The organism is Neochlamydia sp. S13 (assembly GCF_000648235.2).
GTDB lineage: Bacteria > Chlamydiota > Chlamydiia > Chlamydiales > Parachlamydiaceae > Neochlamydia.
The window spans coordinates 2,335,015-2,350,505 of record NZ_AP017977.1 but is presented as its reverse complement, the minus strand read 5'-3'; the positions used below and the strand labels follow the sequence as shown (position 1 = coordinate 2,350,505).

Sequence of the window (15,491 nt, the reverse complement as noted above, 5' to 3'; positions counted from 1 at the left end):
CTTTATTATTTTCTTCATATTCCCCTTGTGGTGGCTTCGGTTGTTTAGACAGTTTTTTGCAAAATTAAGTAAGAAACTCTACCTTTTTAAGGTTTGTTCGATACAACATTAATCATCTTCTTCCAAAATTTAATTCGAATTTTACGTAGCTTGGAGTTTCAATGACCATGTTGGTTTTACGCCTATTATCTTATCTTACTTTTTTCATTTTCACCTAATTAATTATTATTCCATATGCCTCCGCTGGGGTCTTGTATTTTAAAGACTGATGGGGACGGTTTTTATTGTAAAACTCAAAATATCTGGTAAGTCCTTGATAAACCTCAAGTCCGTCTTGATAATCTCTCAGATATACATCTTCATACTTGACTGACCTCCACAAACGCTCTACAAATATATTATCTGTTGCTCTTCCTTTTCCATCCATGCTAAAAGCAATATTTTTTCCTCTAACAAAATCTACAAACCTGTTGCTTGTAAATTGTGATCCTTGATCTGTATTAAAAATCTCTGGAATACCTTTTAAAAATGCTTCTTTTACAGCTTCAATACAAAAATCAACATCTAGCGTATTTGAAAGGCGCCAAGAAAGAACATATCTACTGTACCAATCCATCACCGCTGTTAAATATAAAAATCCCTTCTTCATTGGTATGTACGTTATGTCCGTACTCCATACTTGATTACACTTATTTATCTGCAAGCCTCTCAATAAATAGGGGTATATATGATGCTCAGCATTAGGTTTACTTAAGTTCGGTTTTTGATAGATGGCTTCAATACCCATTAATCTCATAAGCCCACTAATCCGCCTTCTACCTACTTTTAAACCCTGATTATGCAAACAAATAGTCATCTTTCTAGATCCATAAAAAGGATGCCTGGTATATTCTTCATCTATCAAGCGCATTATTTTAAGGTTGAACTCACTTTCTTCTCTTGGATGATAATAATAGGTAGATCGTTCTATCCCAAGAAGTACGCATTGTCTTTCTACTGAAATCTCTTTTGATTGACGGTCAACTAAAGAGCGCTTTTCAAGCCTTGTCAGTATAGTTTTTTTTTAAGCCAATCTAACTCAACCTTTAAACGCCCGATCTGTTGATAAAGGTTGTCAACCAACTTTTGATCTGTCTTATTAACTTTATCCATGCTGCTAAAGAGTACGGGTAAAGCTTCTATGAGATGCTTTTTCCATTGAGAAATTTGAGTTGGATGCACCGAATATTCTGTAGCAAGCTCGTTAATGGTTTTGAACCCTTTAAATGCTTCTAATGCAACTTTTGCTTTGAACTCCGACGAGTGTCTTTTTCTTTTTGTGGACATAACTTTTCCTCTTTAATATTAAGTTTTTATTTTAAACTGAGGGAAAGTTTCTTACTTAAACTTTGTCCAAAAAAGCGGAGCCACTATACCTAGCCATTTTTTCAGCTGCCTTGATACTTTATTTATAGGCTACAGCTGCATTAAAGTTTGCTAGCTTGTCCAAAGTTCTGGCGAAGCGATCGTCCTAAATAAATGTTAATATTGTATAGAAAAACTACGTAAGGTGTAATTATTGAGATTACAAACAGCCTTTTCCTAACTCTAAATAAAAAAGAGATCGATAGAGATAGAAGAGTTGGGAAAAGAAGGAATTATATTTGTAACCTCTTATCTTACAATAAAGGAATTAAGCGCCATGGCAAAAAAGAAACATGGCTAGAAGCTGTTAAAGTAAAGAGAGTATAACAATCATAGATGTAGCTAGGGCTGTTTACCTACGTTAAGGGAGAGCCAAAGAAATGATTCTGCAATTCCTAAATAGCCAAAAAATAGGGTTTCTTCTTGAGCAGAGGGGTCAATCGCTACCATCTTCTCTTCATGGCTTACTAATTTTAGGCCGAGCCAATTATCCTATTAGCAAAGCAATTAAGCTTTCTCTTACCCATCACCTTTTCTTCCAGTCTCCTTATAGCCCTTAAACTTAAACCGATTGAAAACTGTGGCGCAATTTACTTAGCCGTTAATGGTTGAATGGTGCCTATCAGAATTACAAAGGGCTATAAAAGATGGCGATAGCTTTGCGGAAAAGGATAGCCTAAACGAAAAGAGGATGATGTGTTGTATCGTATGCTCAATTGCAGAAAGAGGTAATTGAAAGAGTATTAAAAGCGAACAATTTGCTCGAGTAAATTATCTATTTCCAGCCCTATTTAAAAAATAAACCGGTTTATAAGGGGAAAGATCGCAAATCAGTTTATTGACAGCCTGCCCTTAAAATGTAAATGATGGCATGGATTAACTATTACCTAAAATGCCTAGAGGGCTTGTCAGCTCTTTTCTTGCATCTACAAGCGCATGCGTCCTTCTTAATAGATTGCCTTGCCGACGTTGAGCTATTTGTTACTTGCTGAGCCCATACTTGCATCTGTAGGCGCACTAAAAAGCTTGGACAATAGCTTGGAAGAATTTAGGTCATAAGCGTCCAACAGGATGTAGCCTGTGATTCTTCTAAGGGTAAAGCGAAGAAAGAGTGGAAAATGCATCAGCCTGATAACGGCAAATGGAGAATTTAGACGAGGGGCTACTTATTTACCTAGACCTGCATGAAATTATTTATCAAGTAAATTACCAGCAGCAGATAGCAACAAACGGATGATTGAGTGGCTAACGAGATGATCCTTTAAGCTACCAAAGAATGTTCATGAAGATGCTGCTTACAAGCAAGCTTCGTTCCATTTATCTTACAGGCGAGGTATATAGACTCTTTAGTGCCTTCAGGACGAGGAAGGTTAAAGCCAGAAGACGGGCAAGCCCAACAAAAACAAGAGAAGTGATGCTTTAAAAGTTGTTGAAGGCTTAGGAGTAGGCGATAAAGCTAGGCAGCTTTAGAAAAAGCTCTGCTGCTATCTTAGCAGATTGCTTGCTGGAGCAGGAATGTCTTCGCTTTAAAAAACATGGCAAAAAATTCTCGGCAGAAGCTCCTCGCACAGGGAAACTAGCTCGTCAGAGACAAGCATTATATATTTAGAACAGCGATTATAAATAAGCTGGCAAAAATTAAAATGCCTCCTGGCCAATCGGTACTAACTTAGATGACAAAGCATAATAGAAGACTACACTTTAGACAGAAGGAGGGCTACATCATTTCGCGGCACAGCCATTAATCCCAATTGCCAAATCTTTTTAATTTTTATTATTTTAAAATCCCTATCTTATTTAATTAACTAGCTTATATCAAACAAAACTTAATAAAACATTAAATAATAAATGTATCATATAATTGATAGTTTATTATACAATGTAATTATATATTTTTATTAGTAATCTATTAATTTAAGGAGATAGAGATGAGTAGTCCTATGCACAGAGTAGAAGAAGTAAAAGACCTTGAAATGAATAAAATCCTAGGGAGCTTAAATAGCATGCCTAAGCAAGGCGCCTCATGGAAAGGTCATACATGGAACATAATTAAGGATAGTTTAAATAGCTTGATAAAGAGCATTAGAACAGGACATTGGATTTCTGGCGAGCAATATAGGAATGATAAGTTTTCCGAGACATTAAGACTGCTTAGCACTAGTGTTATAAAACTTAAAGGTGCGATGCAAGAATCTAATTTAGAAATCCAATTAAATTCTTCTGAACAGGAAATAGATAATTACTCGTTTCATCAGGCAAATTATCTTTTAACCTTAGCGGTTAAAACCCATGCAATGAAGATAAATGAGATATTGGAAAAAATTGATACCACCAAGTTTAATTCAGAAAATGCAAACTATCTAAATGAGATTGGAACTAATGTAGATCAGTTAAATAATATTTGTGCAGATGTTTTAATTGCCGAAACAGATTTTATCAATCAAGCTCAAGAAAAAAAGCTTAAAGATTTTAATAGAGAAGAAGAGATGAAAATTCTACCAGGTAAGCTGCATGAAGAATTAACAGTTCTACGAGAAGCTCTAAGCAACTACATCAATCCTTTAAGTAGCGATGAAGAGAATAGGAGTTCGCTCATGGCAAGGAATAACTTGGACCTGTTATTAGAGTCAATCGCTAATGACCTAGAACCCGAAGCATTAAAAAAAGAATCCAAAAAAGCGATTAAGCTTACGGAAGGTTTTTTAAAAGAAGCTTCTATCTCTTCAGAGGAAATAAAAACTATTCTTGTTAAGCTAAAAGCGACTCATGAGCGCTATGCAAACTTGCTGAAGGAAGATTAAAAGCTCTACGTTTCACCTAAACAAACTAGCGCGGGATTTTCCGCGCTTTATTCAACTTTTTCCAAATTGATTTGTGAAGTAAGCAAGTCACATAAAGTGCTTAACTCAGGGACATCCAGATTAAGCTGCTGGCTTATCACTTTAAACGCCTCTATTTCCTCTAAAAACATTTTAAAAGCATCTTCTCTACCACACTTGGCTACCAAGTTGATTAACTTCCCTTGATGAGCATCTTGCTCGACATCTCCAAAATCATCAGCAATTTGAAAAGCCATGCCAAAATGATAAGCAGCTTTTTTTATATCTGTAAGTTTATCTAAAGCTCCTCCTCCATATAACCATCCTAAGACAAAAGAAATCTCAAATAAAGTGCCCGTTTTCATCCGAATAATTTCTTTTAGGGTATTTATATTTAGATCAGGAGGATAGATATCTAAAAATTGCCCTCCTGTAGCCCCCAAAAGACCTGTATTAAATGAGCAATTTTCTAGAGCAAGAAGGCAAATTCTATCACTATGGGCAGAATGAAGTACTCGCGATAAGCTTAGTACTTTTGCATTCTTAGCAAGAAACTCATACCCCGAAGCAATTAAAGCATAACTAGCTAATAATGCTAGAGATTCTCCATAGACTTTATGAGCACTGGGCTTATCCCTTCGCACATCATCGTTATCCATACAGGGCAAATCGTCCGCCAATAAAGAAGCGGTATGGAAAAACTCAACAGCAAGAGCTGCAAAAGATACATCTACTGAGGCATTCAAAGCTTTAGCAATTACTAGTACCAAAAAGGGGCGAAAACGCTTGCCACCATTCATTAAGGCATACTCACAGACGTCACGCAAGTTTGTTTTAGGACCTAGAAGAGGGATAGCTTGACGCAAGCTTGATTCGAAAGAGAGCTGGTAGGGTGCTAAAATGTAAGAAAAAGGATCATTTTTAATCATAGACAGTAAGCTTTAAGTAATTTTAATAATAAATTTTATAGTAAGACTTTTAAAGAGGAGTAATGATCGCTTTTTGAGATGAGCGAATAAGTTGATGGGAAGCTATATATCCTCCTGCATTTACACATGGATAACAGATCACCTGTTTGCCCCATAAAGTTCCGGGATTGGTTACAGAATTACAACCTACTTGCGAATCATCGCCTATAATAGCACCAAATTTTTTTAAGTCTGTTTCAATGAAGTCTCCATCTAAATAGATAGAAACATTTTGACGATTTAATCTCAGATTAGCACATTTTGTTCCAGCACCTAAATTTACACGCGAGCCCAAAATGGTATCACCAAGGTAAGCAAAATGGCCAGCTTGAGCTTTATCAAACATGATAGCATTTTTCACCTCGGTAGCATGGCCAATTACACATTCATTTCCAGCAATAAAGTTGCCTCGAATGTAGGCACCATGACGCACACTACAATTTTGGCCAATGATACAAGGACCTTTAATATAAGCACCAGGTTCAATAATAGTACCTTGACCAATAGAAATTAAATGAGGATTTACCAAATAAGTTCCCTGTGGAACAGGAACTTCAATTTCTCCTAACGCAAGAGTTTGCAGGTAAGAGGGGATAAGAGACAAAGCATTCCATACAAAAGTACAACTCTTAAAAAGTCTAGCATGCGCAAAGGTAGTAAGATCAAAAAAATAGTCAGGCGAAAAATTATTCATAGCTTAAAGGTATAATAAAAAAAAACGAAGAATACAAGATTATTCTTGTAGACAAGAAAAGTAAATAATAATTTTAAGCATAGTTAAACTAAAGAAGAATATAGTTCTTAATAAATTTATTCTTCTTCCTCTTAAGGTGTGGAAATGTAGATAACCCTATCTATTTACTTCTGTTCTAAGTCTGTTGATAAGTTGTTGATAGAGTGTTGAAAAGCGGCCAGTTAATAACAATTTAAGCTTATCGACAGGCCTATACACAAATTCATGAACCTAAATTACCCTACTTATGAACAGAAAATTTTTTTCCTTTATTTCTCAAAAATTAAATTTTTTTGCTCTTTTCAAGCTAAGAATTCTTTTTGACATTCAAGAGTGGCTTATCCATAAGGGGAGAAAAAATAACGACCTAATGGATGGATCTTCTTTCTCTAATCTACTAAAGAGACTTATAATCTTTTTCCTCAAGTAGCTAATTCTCCCTTCAGGTATTTGAATATCAAATTTTGGAGAATAGCTATTAAAAAGCTCTAAGGACCAACTAGTTTACACTTTTTACAAATTTTTTTATGAATACTTATAAAGATATCCATTGTCCTCATTTTGCTATCTGTTCAGGTTGTACAATCAATAAAGATGTCGATAATCCCCCTCTTTTGAAAGAAGTTCAGAACTTTTTTTCTGAACAAAACGTGCCTTTTAATTACTATTCTGAGCAAGTGGTGAAATGGCGTTACCGTGCTAAGCTGGCAGTGAGAGGCTCTGCTGAAAACCCTCTTATCGGCCTCTATGAAAATGGAACCCATCAAGTAGTAGATATACCCTTATGCCGAGTGCATCATCCTTCAATTAACCAAGCCGTTGAAAAATTAAAAACATGGATCAAGGTTTATAAAATCAAGCCTTATAATGAAATCACTCAGGAAGGGCTATTGCGTTATGTCCAGTGTGTTGTTAATAGGTCAAGCGGACGTGTACAGCTTTCTTTAGTTTTAAATGCTTCTGGTGGAAGAGAGGAGCTTTTAGCGGCCAAGCTTTTATGGGAGCTAAATCCCGATGGGTGGCATTCAATATGGATTAATTGGAATCAGCAGAGAACAAATGTAATATTTGGCAAAGAATGGGTGTTAGTAGAAGGCGAAGAAGACCTGTGGGAAACGCTTGCGGGCGCTAAGGCTTGCTTTCACCCAGCCAACTTCGCCCAAGCCAATTTAGCTGTATTTGAAAGGTTGTTAAATGATTTGAAAAGTAGCCTAATAGCTAAGGAAAAAATTGTTGAATACTACGCTGGCGTGGGGGTGATAGGTTTTTCATTAGCAAAGAAAGCTGAGAAGATTGAATGCTGTGAAATTAACCCTTGGGCCCAAATTTCTTTTGAAAAAGCTCGTCAGCACCAAGGTTTTTCTCATATTTCTTTAGTTTCAGGTTCCTCTTCCTCTCATACAGAACTATTAAATCATGCAAATGTAGTCATTGTAGATCCTCCACGTAAGGGCTTAGATCGCTCCTTGCTTAGTGCTTTGCTTGAAAATGAATTTCCTCAGGAACTGCATTATATTAGCTGTGGTTGGAACTCTTTTAAACACGATTGGAAAGAATTAACAAAGGGCTGGCAACTTATCTGTGCTCAAGCTTATTTATTTTTTCCTGGTACCAACCAATTAGAAGTCGTAGCAAAATTTAAGAAAAAATAAATAATACACTTTCCAGCTACTCCTTATGCAGCCTTGTACTTTATAAAATCGCTTTCATTAAGTAGAGAGGCATTTTTCAGGGCCGGGCAGGTGACTAAGCTTTTTATCACTTTGACGTGCAAAGCTCTTTCTTGAGTAGCCATAAGCTAGTTTTAAAGGCTTATAAAGCAAGGCTATATGAAGAGCCCTTACTTATCCACACTGCTTTGCAGTCGTAGCACATGTCTCTTTATTCCCTTCTTAATTTTTAATTTTTATCTTCCCCATATAAGCATTCTTATATGCTTTGAAAAGTCTACCTACTTTACCATGAAGGGGAAAATCAAATCTTTATACGCAGAATCTCTTCACGCAAGGTCGTAATTTTTTTAACTTATAAATCTATGAAGGGTGGTTCAAAAAGCCTCATCTTTCCAACGATAATAGCATTTCTATAGCTTGATAAGCCTCTTGGGCTCATGCATATTGCGGTAAAAGTTAAAGAAGAAATCTTTAAACGAAGCTGTCTATCTATGAAATGTCTTAAACAGCGTACTAAAGGAAGAAATAATTTAAAAACAAAGCTTTAATGCGCTTGCATTATTTTTAAATACAAAAATTTTTAGTAAAGAGGAATAAAAATCTGAGTGAGAGGATTCGAACCTCCGACCCCTTGCACCCCATGCAAGTGCGCTAGCCAAGCTGCGCTACACTCAGATAAGAAATGATTAATTTGCCGTCATGCCTTCAAATTGCATTTCAGTTTTTTTGAAATCTCTGACAGCCAGACGAGCACAATGTTCGATAATTTTTTCCAAAGGATCAGTTGGGTCTACTTCAGCGGCACTTATATCTACAGAAATAGAAGCGCTAAAGGAGGTACCCCCTCTCAATCCTTTTACTTTAAAGTTGGCAAAAATTCCATCTTTTTTCTTTGATATATTGATAAAACGAATTAAATTGTTTTCAGCTATATTCATCATATGTATCCTTTAAAAGGCCATATGATAAAGATCTTCTTCCTTTATCGTCAATGTTTTTAAAAAGATGATAGAGGGCCGTGAAAACTTTTTAGCAAAAAGATTAGTGCTTAGGATAAGCATCAAAAGCATAGAGGAAAGAAACTTTATAAGTTTTACTAGGGACATTTGAAAAGGTTTGTTAATTTCTTTTAAATTAGGAGAAGATTATGACAGGATTTGAACTTGGATTGTCTTGGCAAAAAGCTTTAAAAGACGAATTACAAAAGCCCTATTTACAAGAATTAGAAGCATTTGTAGAACGAGAAAGATTTCAAGGTTTCAACGTCTTTCCCCCACGTGAATTAGTCTTTAACGCTTTTCGCATGACGCCGTATGAGTCTGTCAGAGTAGTTATTATGGGGCAAGATCCCTATCATGGACCCCGCCAAGCGCATGGACTTTCTTTTAGCGTTCCTGAAGGTGTCCGTCCTCCCCCCTCTTTGCAAAATATCATTAAGGAGCTTAATGCAGATGTCCAAATACCTATACCTAAGCATGGATGCTTAATCCATTGGGCTGAACAAGGTGTTTTATTATTGAATGCTACTCTCACTGTTCGGCAAGGGGAGCCCCTGTCGCACCACGGAAAGGGCTGGGAACGTTTTACCGATGCGGTCATTGAACATTTAGTAAATGGCAAGGAAAATTTAATTTTTATCTTATGGGGAAAGTCGGCGCAAGAGAAATGTCGTCATATCATTGCTAGCCATGAGGAAAAAAAGCATCACATTTTAATGGCAGCCCATCCCTCGCCTTATGCAGCTCAACAAGGTTTCTTTGGATGCCGTCATTTTTCTAAAGTCAATGACATATTGCGCACCAAAAAACAAGAACCTATTGATTGGGCTATACCATAAAATAATGGCATGCAAGTTGCTGATTATTTCTTCTATAAAATCAAAAATTTTATAAAAGAATCTAGTAAATCTTTGATAACTCCTAAGGTAGCTAAATGCTTTATTTTTAAAAACGGCAAGAAGATTCCTCTATCTCACGGGAAAACTTAATAAGTTTTGAAAAAAAAGAAGAATGCTTTGTTTTAACAAAAATGCTGAAGAAAAGTTTTTTTAATAAAAAATTAATTTGTGTATAGTTTAATTGAAATAAAGATGTATTATTTATTATAATATATTAAAGAGCTCTATCGCTTAGTAGTAAATTTTTCTGCTTCTTAATCTTTTAAAGTTTGGGTAAATTTATGATAATTGAGCAGGATCTAAAAAAGATTTTTCAAAAGTTAGATCACGATCAGGTCTTACATCTCCAGTTAAATGAAAATGAGCTAGGAATAAAAGTTTTTGATGGGGCTTCGAAAATATTTTTAACTACTAGGGTTTATAATGGAGATAATTTTATTCCAAAAAGTGTAAGGAATGGGATTGCAAGAAAAGCTCCTTGGAGTCGTGCCTCTATTAAAACTTTCCTTTCCGTCAATGAAAACCAATATCATGTCGATTTGAATTATTTAGGCTTATTACAACAAATGAATGCGCAAAGTTTTGCACTTTTAATGGAAGACTTTGCACGTCTTGCCTATGGATGGAGAGTTTATTTAGACGAACAGGACCAGAACGACTTAATACATGTGCGTGTATAACTTTAAGTTTTCTTCCTAATTATAAAGAAAGAAATATTTATATTTACCTCTGTAGGACAAAGCTATGCGTATAAACTTTGATACCACTCATATTGAAAATTTTTTGAACGATTCTTCTCAAAAATATGTGGTGACTTTGAATGAAAATTCACTACGATTTGTTCCTTTAAGGCAAACATCCATTTTCCACAGAATAGCGGCATGGTTTGGATGCGGGCCTCTTAACCTTAATAATATAGCTAATTTCATCAGCCATCATAACGAGGAAATCAATCAAAAGTTAACTCCTGCAAATCAGATACTTTTTTACCAAAAACTCATTGGAAAATGCTTACATTACAATAGTAACTATATCCACGCTTTCTCTCATGTTCCAAATTCTGTTTTAAATGCTTTTGAAAAGCATGTGCCTATGTGTAGCGATTCCTTCTTTTCAAAAGAAACGACTTATCATTCACGGGAGGATGGATTAGATGGAAATGTGGATTTCAGCTACTCGAATAGAAGACTAGGTTTTGGGTATGTGGTAGATGGCGCAGGGCATAATAATCCGTATATGCAACCTGTATTACAAGAGTTATTGCGAAAATTTACCCAGTCTTATGAGCAAGCTCTAGAGTCGCGTAAGTTCAAAACAATTGAATCGGCACAACAATTCTTAACAGATCAACTTGGACAATTGGCGCGGACCTTAACTTCAGATTCGCGGCCTATCCATAAAAATTCCAGTACTTTTGAAGACCTCTCTTATCATCCCGCTATTAGTTTTGCTCAAACTATTAAAATTGGCTCCAGTTACTATTTACTCAGCGTAGAGCTAGCAGACACGATGATTGTCATTAAAAAAGCAAATGGAACCTTTGATACCTCTTTAGCTACCTCTAGGCCTGATTTTGGCTTAGGAAGCGGCACAATTAATGTGCACACTACCCCCATTAGTCCGGGGGATACCATTATTGGCTTTTCCGATGGAATTGGTGAATATTTAACTTTAGAAGAATGCACGGAAATTATCTCAAGCAGCATGCCATCTAACCTATTAGAAAATTTTAAAGATAAAATTATTGATAAGGGCAAAGAATTCACAAAGAGAGTATCTGATACAAGTATGCGTCGTGAAGAGGACATACAATCAGCTAACCAATCTAGATATATTAAATATCATACTTTTGACGTAGCCAGCCCGCGTTATCATGATGATATTAGCCTATTTGCTCTGACAGTTTAAGAGCCTTCTATAGCTGTAGCAGATATTTAGGCTCACCTGTTTTAACCTAAAAAATTCCTTACAGAACCTATCCCGATAATATTAAAAAATTTAAATTTGTGGTGTATACTTTTCTTTTTTAAGAAGGAGAAGACGTATGCCAGGAAGATTTGAAGGACTTACAGATACTCAAGGGAAAATCTTACAACCGCTTTTGCCGCAGAATCCTCCAAAAAATTTAAAGGGAAAGCCGCATATTCCCTGGAGAAAGATTTGTAATAGCTTATTTTGGATTTTGATTACCGGCTCGCGTTGATGTGATCTCCCTAAAGGACCGAATTGGGGATCAAGATCTGCTACTCATCGGTGGCTAGGTAAATGGCAAGAAGATGGAACTTTAGATAGCTTGCTATCAGTATTAAAGGAATGCGCAGATGTGGCGGGAATGATTAATTGGGAAAGACTAGCGATTGATGGTTTTTTTTTCAGGGGGAAAGGGAGGCGGTGAGTTAATAGACTATGGTTACAAATGTTTTTAGACAGATTAGGAGCAGGAATACGATCATTCACATTTCCTGGCGTTAACATATAAGCAAGAATTTCTCCTTTATCATTAATCACTAGATGGAGTTTGAATCCATAAAAGTACCCTGTAGAGGTTTTTCCTCTTTTTGCTATTTATTTAAAAACTCTATGGGAGTGGATGCGACGAGTATGACATACTGTCAATAGAGTAGAATCGACAAGCGAAATGCCAGTACATTCTCCTAAGCAAGCCTGTGAATAAACAAAAATAGGAAACAAGCATGTTTTCATTAAAGTGATGAATTTATGATAGGAAAGGACATTAGGAAAGTATTTCTTTAGAGAGGGAATAACTTGCCGAATATAGTAATCTTTAAAGGTTCTATAGCCACTTCTATGAAACATGATGACAATAGTCATCGCTTCACTTAATGATAATATCGACCCTCTATTTCTTCTATTGCTCTTTTCAATTAGCGCTTAGTGATGGCTTTCAGCCAATATTTTACGCCATTCAACCTCAAATTGTTTACAAGAATCATCTACATCGCAAAAAATGGGGATTAATAAATGGACATCTTTTTCAATCATTTTGACCTTCCAGCTTTAAGTTTTTTTAGTGAAAAACATTTTTAAACCGTGTGAAGGTCTTTTTCAACTATTTCCTTATCCCATAACTCGCGTTAAATAGCCCAGGAGTGGAAATTCTTCTTAAAGCAAATTAGTCAATCGCTGCCTACTTCTTCCCATGCTTTGCTAATCCTAGGCCGAGCTAGCTATCATACTAGTAAAACGCTTAAAGTTCCTTCCAATATTCACCTGCTCTTTCTACCCCCTTATAGTTCTTAAGCTTAATCCCCTTGAAAACCTATGCATTACCTGTGTAGCCATTTTTGGTCTAATCGTGTTTACCGGGGTTATAAAGAACTAGAAAAGATGGCAATAGCTTCTTGGAGAAAGGTATGCCTGGAAGAAAAAAGAATGAAAAGCTTATGTACTGTATCGTATGTCTAATTGCGCAAGGAGTAATTTAAAAGTGTACTGGCATATTTCTGGGGGTAAATAAGTCAAGCTTACTTTAGATAAATCTAAAGCAGTGATGTTTTTACAATTTTCTTCAATCCAATCTCTAAATAGCTCTCCTTTTTTTTCTAGAGGCAAGTTCTTGATTTCTTCTCGGCTCAGGTATTCTTCCCCACCAGGAAGTTTTTTCCAAAGCAAAAGGCGACTAATATTTAAGAGATAAGAAGAGTAATTAGCCAGCGTTAAGCCTCTTTTTTCTTCTGTTTTCCCTTTAAATTCTAAAGGAGAAATAGATTTAGCTAAGGTAAGAACTTGTTTAAAAACTTGATAAACTTTCTCGGTAGAGGTAAGCCCAGGATTGAGTTGATAAACTTTAGCTAACATAAGAGTTCGCTGGGTAGTGGCATTCTCCCTGGGGAAGTGGAGCTGGGCTATTTTCTTATAAAGGGAAGGCATCGCTTCAGAAGCCAGCAGATGATGCCATCTTTTACAGACGCTAAATAAGGAAGGAACTGCGCAAGCCTCTAAGATAGGGAGCAGCAATTCATTGGGCAAGCTTTCAATAGAGGCCGAAGAGATAGGATGCATTTTATTTCCCTGGGTAGTGATGACTTTTCAGCATTTTTATTTTTTAAAGGCAATATAAAAAAATTAAAAAAGCAAGTCAAACGAATTCGTATCCTTATCAAGGAAAAACAACTCACAGATAATCTACCGGCGCTTTAATCCAAGATAGATTTAAGGAAAGGGTGGAGACCTTCCAAGCATTTAGGAGCAGCCACAGGTTTTGGCGACTAAGTGACGCGGCAATTTTGGTTTGGCTAAAAGAATGAGATTGATTCTTTGCCTTATTTGAGAAAAAAGGCTCTTTTTGGTGCCTTGTTTTAATTCTTCTACCAAATGATGAAATACAATACGCCAGTTTCTTGACTGTCAAGAAAAGTTGTTCTCCCAGCATAGCAATCTGCAGAAAAAGAGAGAAACTTCTTGTCGTTATAATACGCTTTCAAGCTACTTCTTATGTAATCCCGTACTTTATAAAATTCCTCTCATTAAGTAGAGAGGTAACTTTCATAAGGTTAGGTATGCAGACTTAGGTGCGCCACGAACTTTGACAAGCCAACGGCGGGTCAAAGATGCTGTATAAGAGATTAGGGAAGGCCCCTAGTAACCGATGACTTAGGCATAGGTTACAAACCACCTTAAGCTGCATGGGTAAAGAGTCCATGTGGTGAGCGTTAAGGAAAAGGTATAGCAAGACTATATCAGGTGAGAGTTAAGGAGACGAATGCAAATGAATCACTGATGACGTGTCGAAAGCATAGGAATGATGTCAAAACTGGGGGGTCTTCGTTAACCCAGGACAAATCTAAGGGAAACCTAATATTAACTGCTTAGATGGCATCCGGCATAAAGGTGACGTGAACTTAACTACAGGCTCTTATACGGAACGTGGGAACCTGTCGCCTTGATGAAAAGGGAGAAGTTCAAATGGAAGCCCCATAAGAACCAGAGTACCGATGCAAGGAACAGGGGCGGAATAGCCCGTAGTAGTGAGGAGACCTCTGTAATGGAGGTGGAGCGAAGGGGACTATATTGTTTAGCTTAAGATTAATCGAACAACTGGAAACAGGAGGAATCGATGAATACAGCAAAGTCGTATTGTATTTCTAAATCCATTGTATGGGAAGCCTACAAGAGAGTAAAAGCAAACAAAGGAGCAGCAGGTGTTGACGAAGAGTCTATAGAAGAATTTGAAAAGAATCTTAAAGACAATCTGTATAAACTTTGGAATCGCCTATCGTCGGGGAGCTATTTTCCGCCCCCCGTAAAGATAGTTGCCATACCAAAAAGTGATGGAAAGCTGAGAAAGCTGGGAATACCCACAGTATCAGACAGAATCGCACAGATGGTCGTTAAGCTGTATCTAGAGCCAGAGATTGACCCACATTTTCATCCTGACTCTATGGAATATAAGAAATAGAACAGATTTAGAACTTGGAGATATAGCCAGAATGTATAATCCAGTTATCAGAGGATGGTTGGCATACTATGGGAAATATTCTCCATCAGCTCTATACCAATTCTGCAGACATTTCAATAAGACACTAGTGGCTTGGGGAATGCGTAAATACAAGGAACTTGCAGGTCATAAAACAAGAACGACTATCTTTATAGGAAAGATAGTAAAGGAAAACCCAGAGTTATTTGTACACTGGAATAAAGGAATGATAGGAGCGTTTGCTTAATTGGGAGCGGTATGAATTGAGAGGTTCCTGTACCGTTCTAAGAGAGGCTTGTGGGGAAGTTTCACAGGCCGACTCACCTCATACCTGCGACTAGACAATAGGAGCCGTATGAGCTGAGAGGCTCACGTACGGAACTGTGAGAGCGTGAGGGTGTGATTCCCTCGCGCTACTCGACTTTTTTTAAAGGGTATAATGTGTAGGTTAGTTTAAGCTTGCTTAGTTGCTGGAAGGAAACTTGTTTAAAGATAAGATGGCTAAAAGTTTGTTATTCATTTTTGTCCACACCCCCATTTAAAAAGCACTTACGATCATT

The 15,491-nt window shown here is 36.7% G+C and carries 15 protein-coding genes, 1 tRNA gene and 2 pseudogenes; 11 read left to right on the top strand and 7 right to left on the bottom strand.

From position 1 onward, the window contains the following. Nucleotides 1-214: 214 nt before the first annotated feature. A protein-coding gene (locus TY21_RS09090; protein WP_130589511.1) for an IS3 family transposase occupies nucleotides 215-1,326 on the bottom strand; the annotation gives its coding sequence in 2 pieces (ribosomal slippage) (nucleotides 215-1,053 and nucleotides 1,053-1,326; 1,113 coding nt in all). Nucleotides 1,327-3,332: 2,006 nt separating this feature from the next. Here TY21_RS09090 and TY21_RS09085 point away from each other — a divergent pair. Then, nucleotides 3,333-4,205, top strand: coding sequence for a hypothetical protein (locus tag TY21_RS09085; RefSeq protein ID WP_042241144.1), 873 nt, complete (start codon nucleotides 3,333-3,335; stop codon nucleotides 4,203-4,205). A gap of 47 nt (nucleotides 4,206-4,252) precedes the next feature. Here the strand turns inward: TY21_RS09085 and TY21_RS09080 are convergent, their stop codons facing one another. Together TY21_RS09080 and TY21_RS09075 are read right to left on the bottom strand one after the other, a co-directional pair. Further along, a complete protein-coding gene (locus tag TY21_RS09080; RefSeq protein ID WP_042241148.1) occupies nucleotides 4,253-5,152 on the bottom strand; it encodes a polyprenyl synthetase family protein in 900 nt (299 codons plus the stop codon). Between the two features lie 49 nt (nucleotides 5,153-5,201). Next, nucleotides 5,202-5,885 (bottom strand): UDP-N-acetylglucosamine diphosphorylase, encoded by a 684-nt coding sequence (locus tag TY21_RS09075; RefSeq protein WP_042241151.1) that lies wholly within the window; start codon nucleotides 5,883-5,885, stop codon nucleotides 5,202-5,204. 566 nt (nucleotides 5,886-6,451) lie between these two features. Between TY21_RS09075 and TY21_RS09070 the strand changes: the two genes are divergently transcribed. After that, entirely contained in the window at nucleotides 6,452-7,576 is a 1,125-nt protein-coding gene (locus TY21_RS09070; protein ID WP_042241153.1) for a methyltransferase, read from the top strand. 621 nt (nucleotides 7,577-8,197) lie between these two features. On the opposite strand, the gene TY21_RS09065 is transcribed toward TY21_RS09070, so the two are convergent. Both TY21_RS09065 and TY21_RS09060 read right to left on the bottom strand, forming a co-directional pair. Then, nucleotides 8,198-8,272, bottom strand: a tRNA-Pro gene (locus tag TY21_RS09065). Between the two features lie 11 nt (nucleotides 8,273-8,283). Further along, on the bottom strand, nucleotides 8,284-8,538 hold the full coding sequence (locus tag TY21_RS09060; RefSeq protein ID WP_042241155.1) for a hypothetical protein: 255 nt from the start codon (nucleotides 8,536-8,538) through the stop codon (nucleotides 8,284-8,286). 206 nt (nucleotides 8,539-8,744) lie between these two features. Here TY21_RS09060 and ung point away from each other — a divergent pair, with 206 nt between their 5' ends. The 4 genes from ung (at nucleotide 8,745) to TY21_RS11535 (ending at nucleotide 11,697) form a co-directional block, all read left to right on the top strand. Continuing rightward, on the top strand, nucleotides 8,745-9,434 hold the full coding sequence (gene ung, locus TY21_RS09055) for a uracil-DNA glycosylase (protein WP_042241157.1): 690 nt from the start codon (nucleotides 8,745-8,747) through the stop codon (nucleotides 9,432-9,434). Nucleotides 9,435-9,775: 341 nt separating this feature from the next. Beyond that, nucleotides 9,776-10,174: a hypothetical protein gene (locus tag TY21_RS09050; RefSeq protein WP_052354523.1), complete on the top strand. Its 399-nt coding sequence runs from the start codon at nucleotides 9,776-9,778 to the stop codon at nucleotides 10,172-10,174. Between the two features lie 64 nt (nucleotides 10,175-10,238). Further along, nucleotides 10,239-11,402 (top strand): hypothetical protein, encoded by a 1,164-nt coding sequence (locus TY21_RS09045; protein ID WP_042241160.1) that lies wholly within the window; start codon nucleotides 10,239-10,241, stop codon nucleotides 11,400-11,402. A 136-nt stretch (nucleotides 11,403-11,538) separates the two neighbouring features. Beyond that, complete coding sequence (locus TY21_RS11535) at nucleotides 11,539-11,697, top strand: transposase (protein ID WP_079979916.1); 159 nt, start codon at nucleotides 11,539-11,541, stop codon at nucleotides 11,695-11,697. 44 nt (nucleotides 11,698-11,741) lie between these two features. Here the strand turns inward: TY21_RS11535 and TY21_RS11380 are convergent. After that, nucleotides 11,742-12,197: pseudogene (locus tag TY21_RS11380) on the bottom strand (transposase). Nucleotides 12,198-12,593: 396 nt separating this feature from the next. Between TY21_RS11380 and TY21_RS11965 the strand changes: the two are divergent. Beyond that, nucleotides 12,594-12,755, top strand: coding sequence for a transposase (locus tag TY21_RS11965; protein ID WP_368668656.1), 162 nt, complete (start codon nucleotides 12,594-12,596; stop codon nucleotides 12,753-12,755). A gap of 141 nt (nucleotides 12,756-12,896) precedes the next feature. Here TY21_RS11965 and TY21_RS09025 read toward each other — a convergent pair whose 3' ends face one another. Further along, entirely contained in the window at nucleotides 12,897-13,517 is a 621-nt protein-coding gene (locus TY21_RS09025; protein WP_042241166.1) for an F-box protein, read from the bottom strand. On the opposite strand from TY21_RS09025, the gene TY21_RS11125 reads away from it, so the two are divergent. The 4 genes and pseudogenes from TY21_RS11125 (at nucleotide 13,512) to TY21_RS11685 (ending at nucleotide 15,178) form a co-directional block, all read left to right on the top strand. After that, nucleotides 13,512-13,655, top strand: coding sequence for a hypothetical protein (locus tag TY21_RS11125; RefSeq protein ID WP_158623063.1), 144 nt, complete (start codon nucleotides 13,512-13,514; stop codon nucleotides 13,653-13,655). The two genes, TY21_RS09025 and TY21_RS11125, sit on opposite strands and share 6 nt — an antisense overlap. A 916-nt stretch (nucleotides 13,656-14,571) precedes the next feature. Next, nucleotides 14,572-14,913: a hypothetical protein gene (locus TY21_RS11375; RefSeq protein ID WP_197725056.1), complete on the top strand. Its 342-nt coding sequence runs from the start codon at nucleotides 14,572-14,574 to the stop codon at nucleotides 14,911-14,913. A 31-nt stretch (nucleotides 14,914-14,944) separates the two neighbouring features. Continuing rightward, nucleotides 14,945-15,028 (top strand): annotated as a pseudogene (locus tag TY21_RS11960) (group II intron maturase-specific domain-containing protein); the annotation flags it as partial. Between the two features lie 24 nt (nucleotides 15,029-15,052). Then, the gene (locus TY21_RS11685) at nucleotides 15,053-15,178 is read left to right on the top strand and encodes a hypothetical protein (RefSeq protein WP_255501495.1); all 126 of its coding nucleotides are present in this window, start codon (nucleotides 15,053-15,055) and stop codon (nucleotides 15,176-15,178) included. Nucleotides 15,179-15,491: the final 313 nt, after the last annotated feature.

Coding starts and splice junctions, on each gene's coding strand:
- TY21_RS11685 (WP_255501495.1), top strand. CDS start 15,053: ATGCGTAAATACAAGGAACTTGCAGGTCATAAAACAAGAACGACTATC.
- TY21_RS09050 (WP_052354523.1), top strand. CDS start 9,776: ATGATAATTGAGCAGGATCTAAAAAAGATTTTTCAAAAGTTAGATCAC.
- TY21_RS11375 (WP_197725056.1), top strand. CDS start 14,572: ATGAATACAGCAAAGTCGTATTGTATTTCTAAATCCATTGTATGGGAA.
- TY21_RS09085 (WP_042241144.1), top strand. CDS start 3,333: ATGAGTAGTCCTATGCACAGAGTAGAAGAAGTAAAAGACCTTGAAATG.
- ung (WP_042241157.1), top strand. CDS start 8,745: ATGACAGGATTTGAACTTGGATTGTCTTGGCAAAAAGCTTTAAAAGAC.
- TY21_RS09080 (WP_042241148.1), bottom strand. CDS start 5,152: ATGATTAAAAATGATCCTTTTTCTTACATTTTAGCACCCTACCAGCTC.
- TY21_RS09070 (WP_042241153.1), top strand. CDS start 6,452: ATGAATACTTATAAAGATATCCATTGTCCTCATTTTGCTATCTGTTCA.
- TY21_RS09025 (WP_042241166.1), bottom strand. CDS start 13,517: ATGCATCCTATCTCTTCGGCCTCTATTGAAAGCTTGCCCAATGAATTG.
- TY21_RS11535 (WP_079979916.1), top strand. CDS start 11,539: ATGCCAGGAAGATTTGAAGGACTTACAGATACTCAAGGGAAAATCTTA.
- TY21_RS09060 (WP_042241155.1), bottom strand. CDS start 8,538: ATGATGAATATAGCTGAAAACAATTTAATTCGTTTTATCAATATATCA.
- TY21_RS09075 (WP_042241151.1), bottom strand. CDS start 5,885: ATGAATAATTTTTCGCCTGACTATTTTTTTGATCTTACTACCTTTGCG.
- TY21_RS11125 (WP_158623063.1), top strand. CDS start 13,512: ATGCATTTTATTTCCCTGGGTAGTGATGACTTTTCAGCATTTTTATTT.
- TY21_RS09045 (WP_042241160.1), top strand. CDS start 10,239: ATGCGTATAAACTTTGATACCACTCATATTGAAAATTTTTTGAACGAT.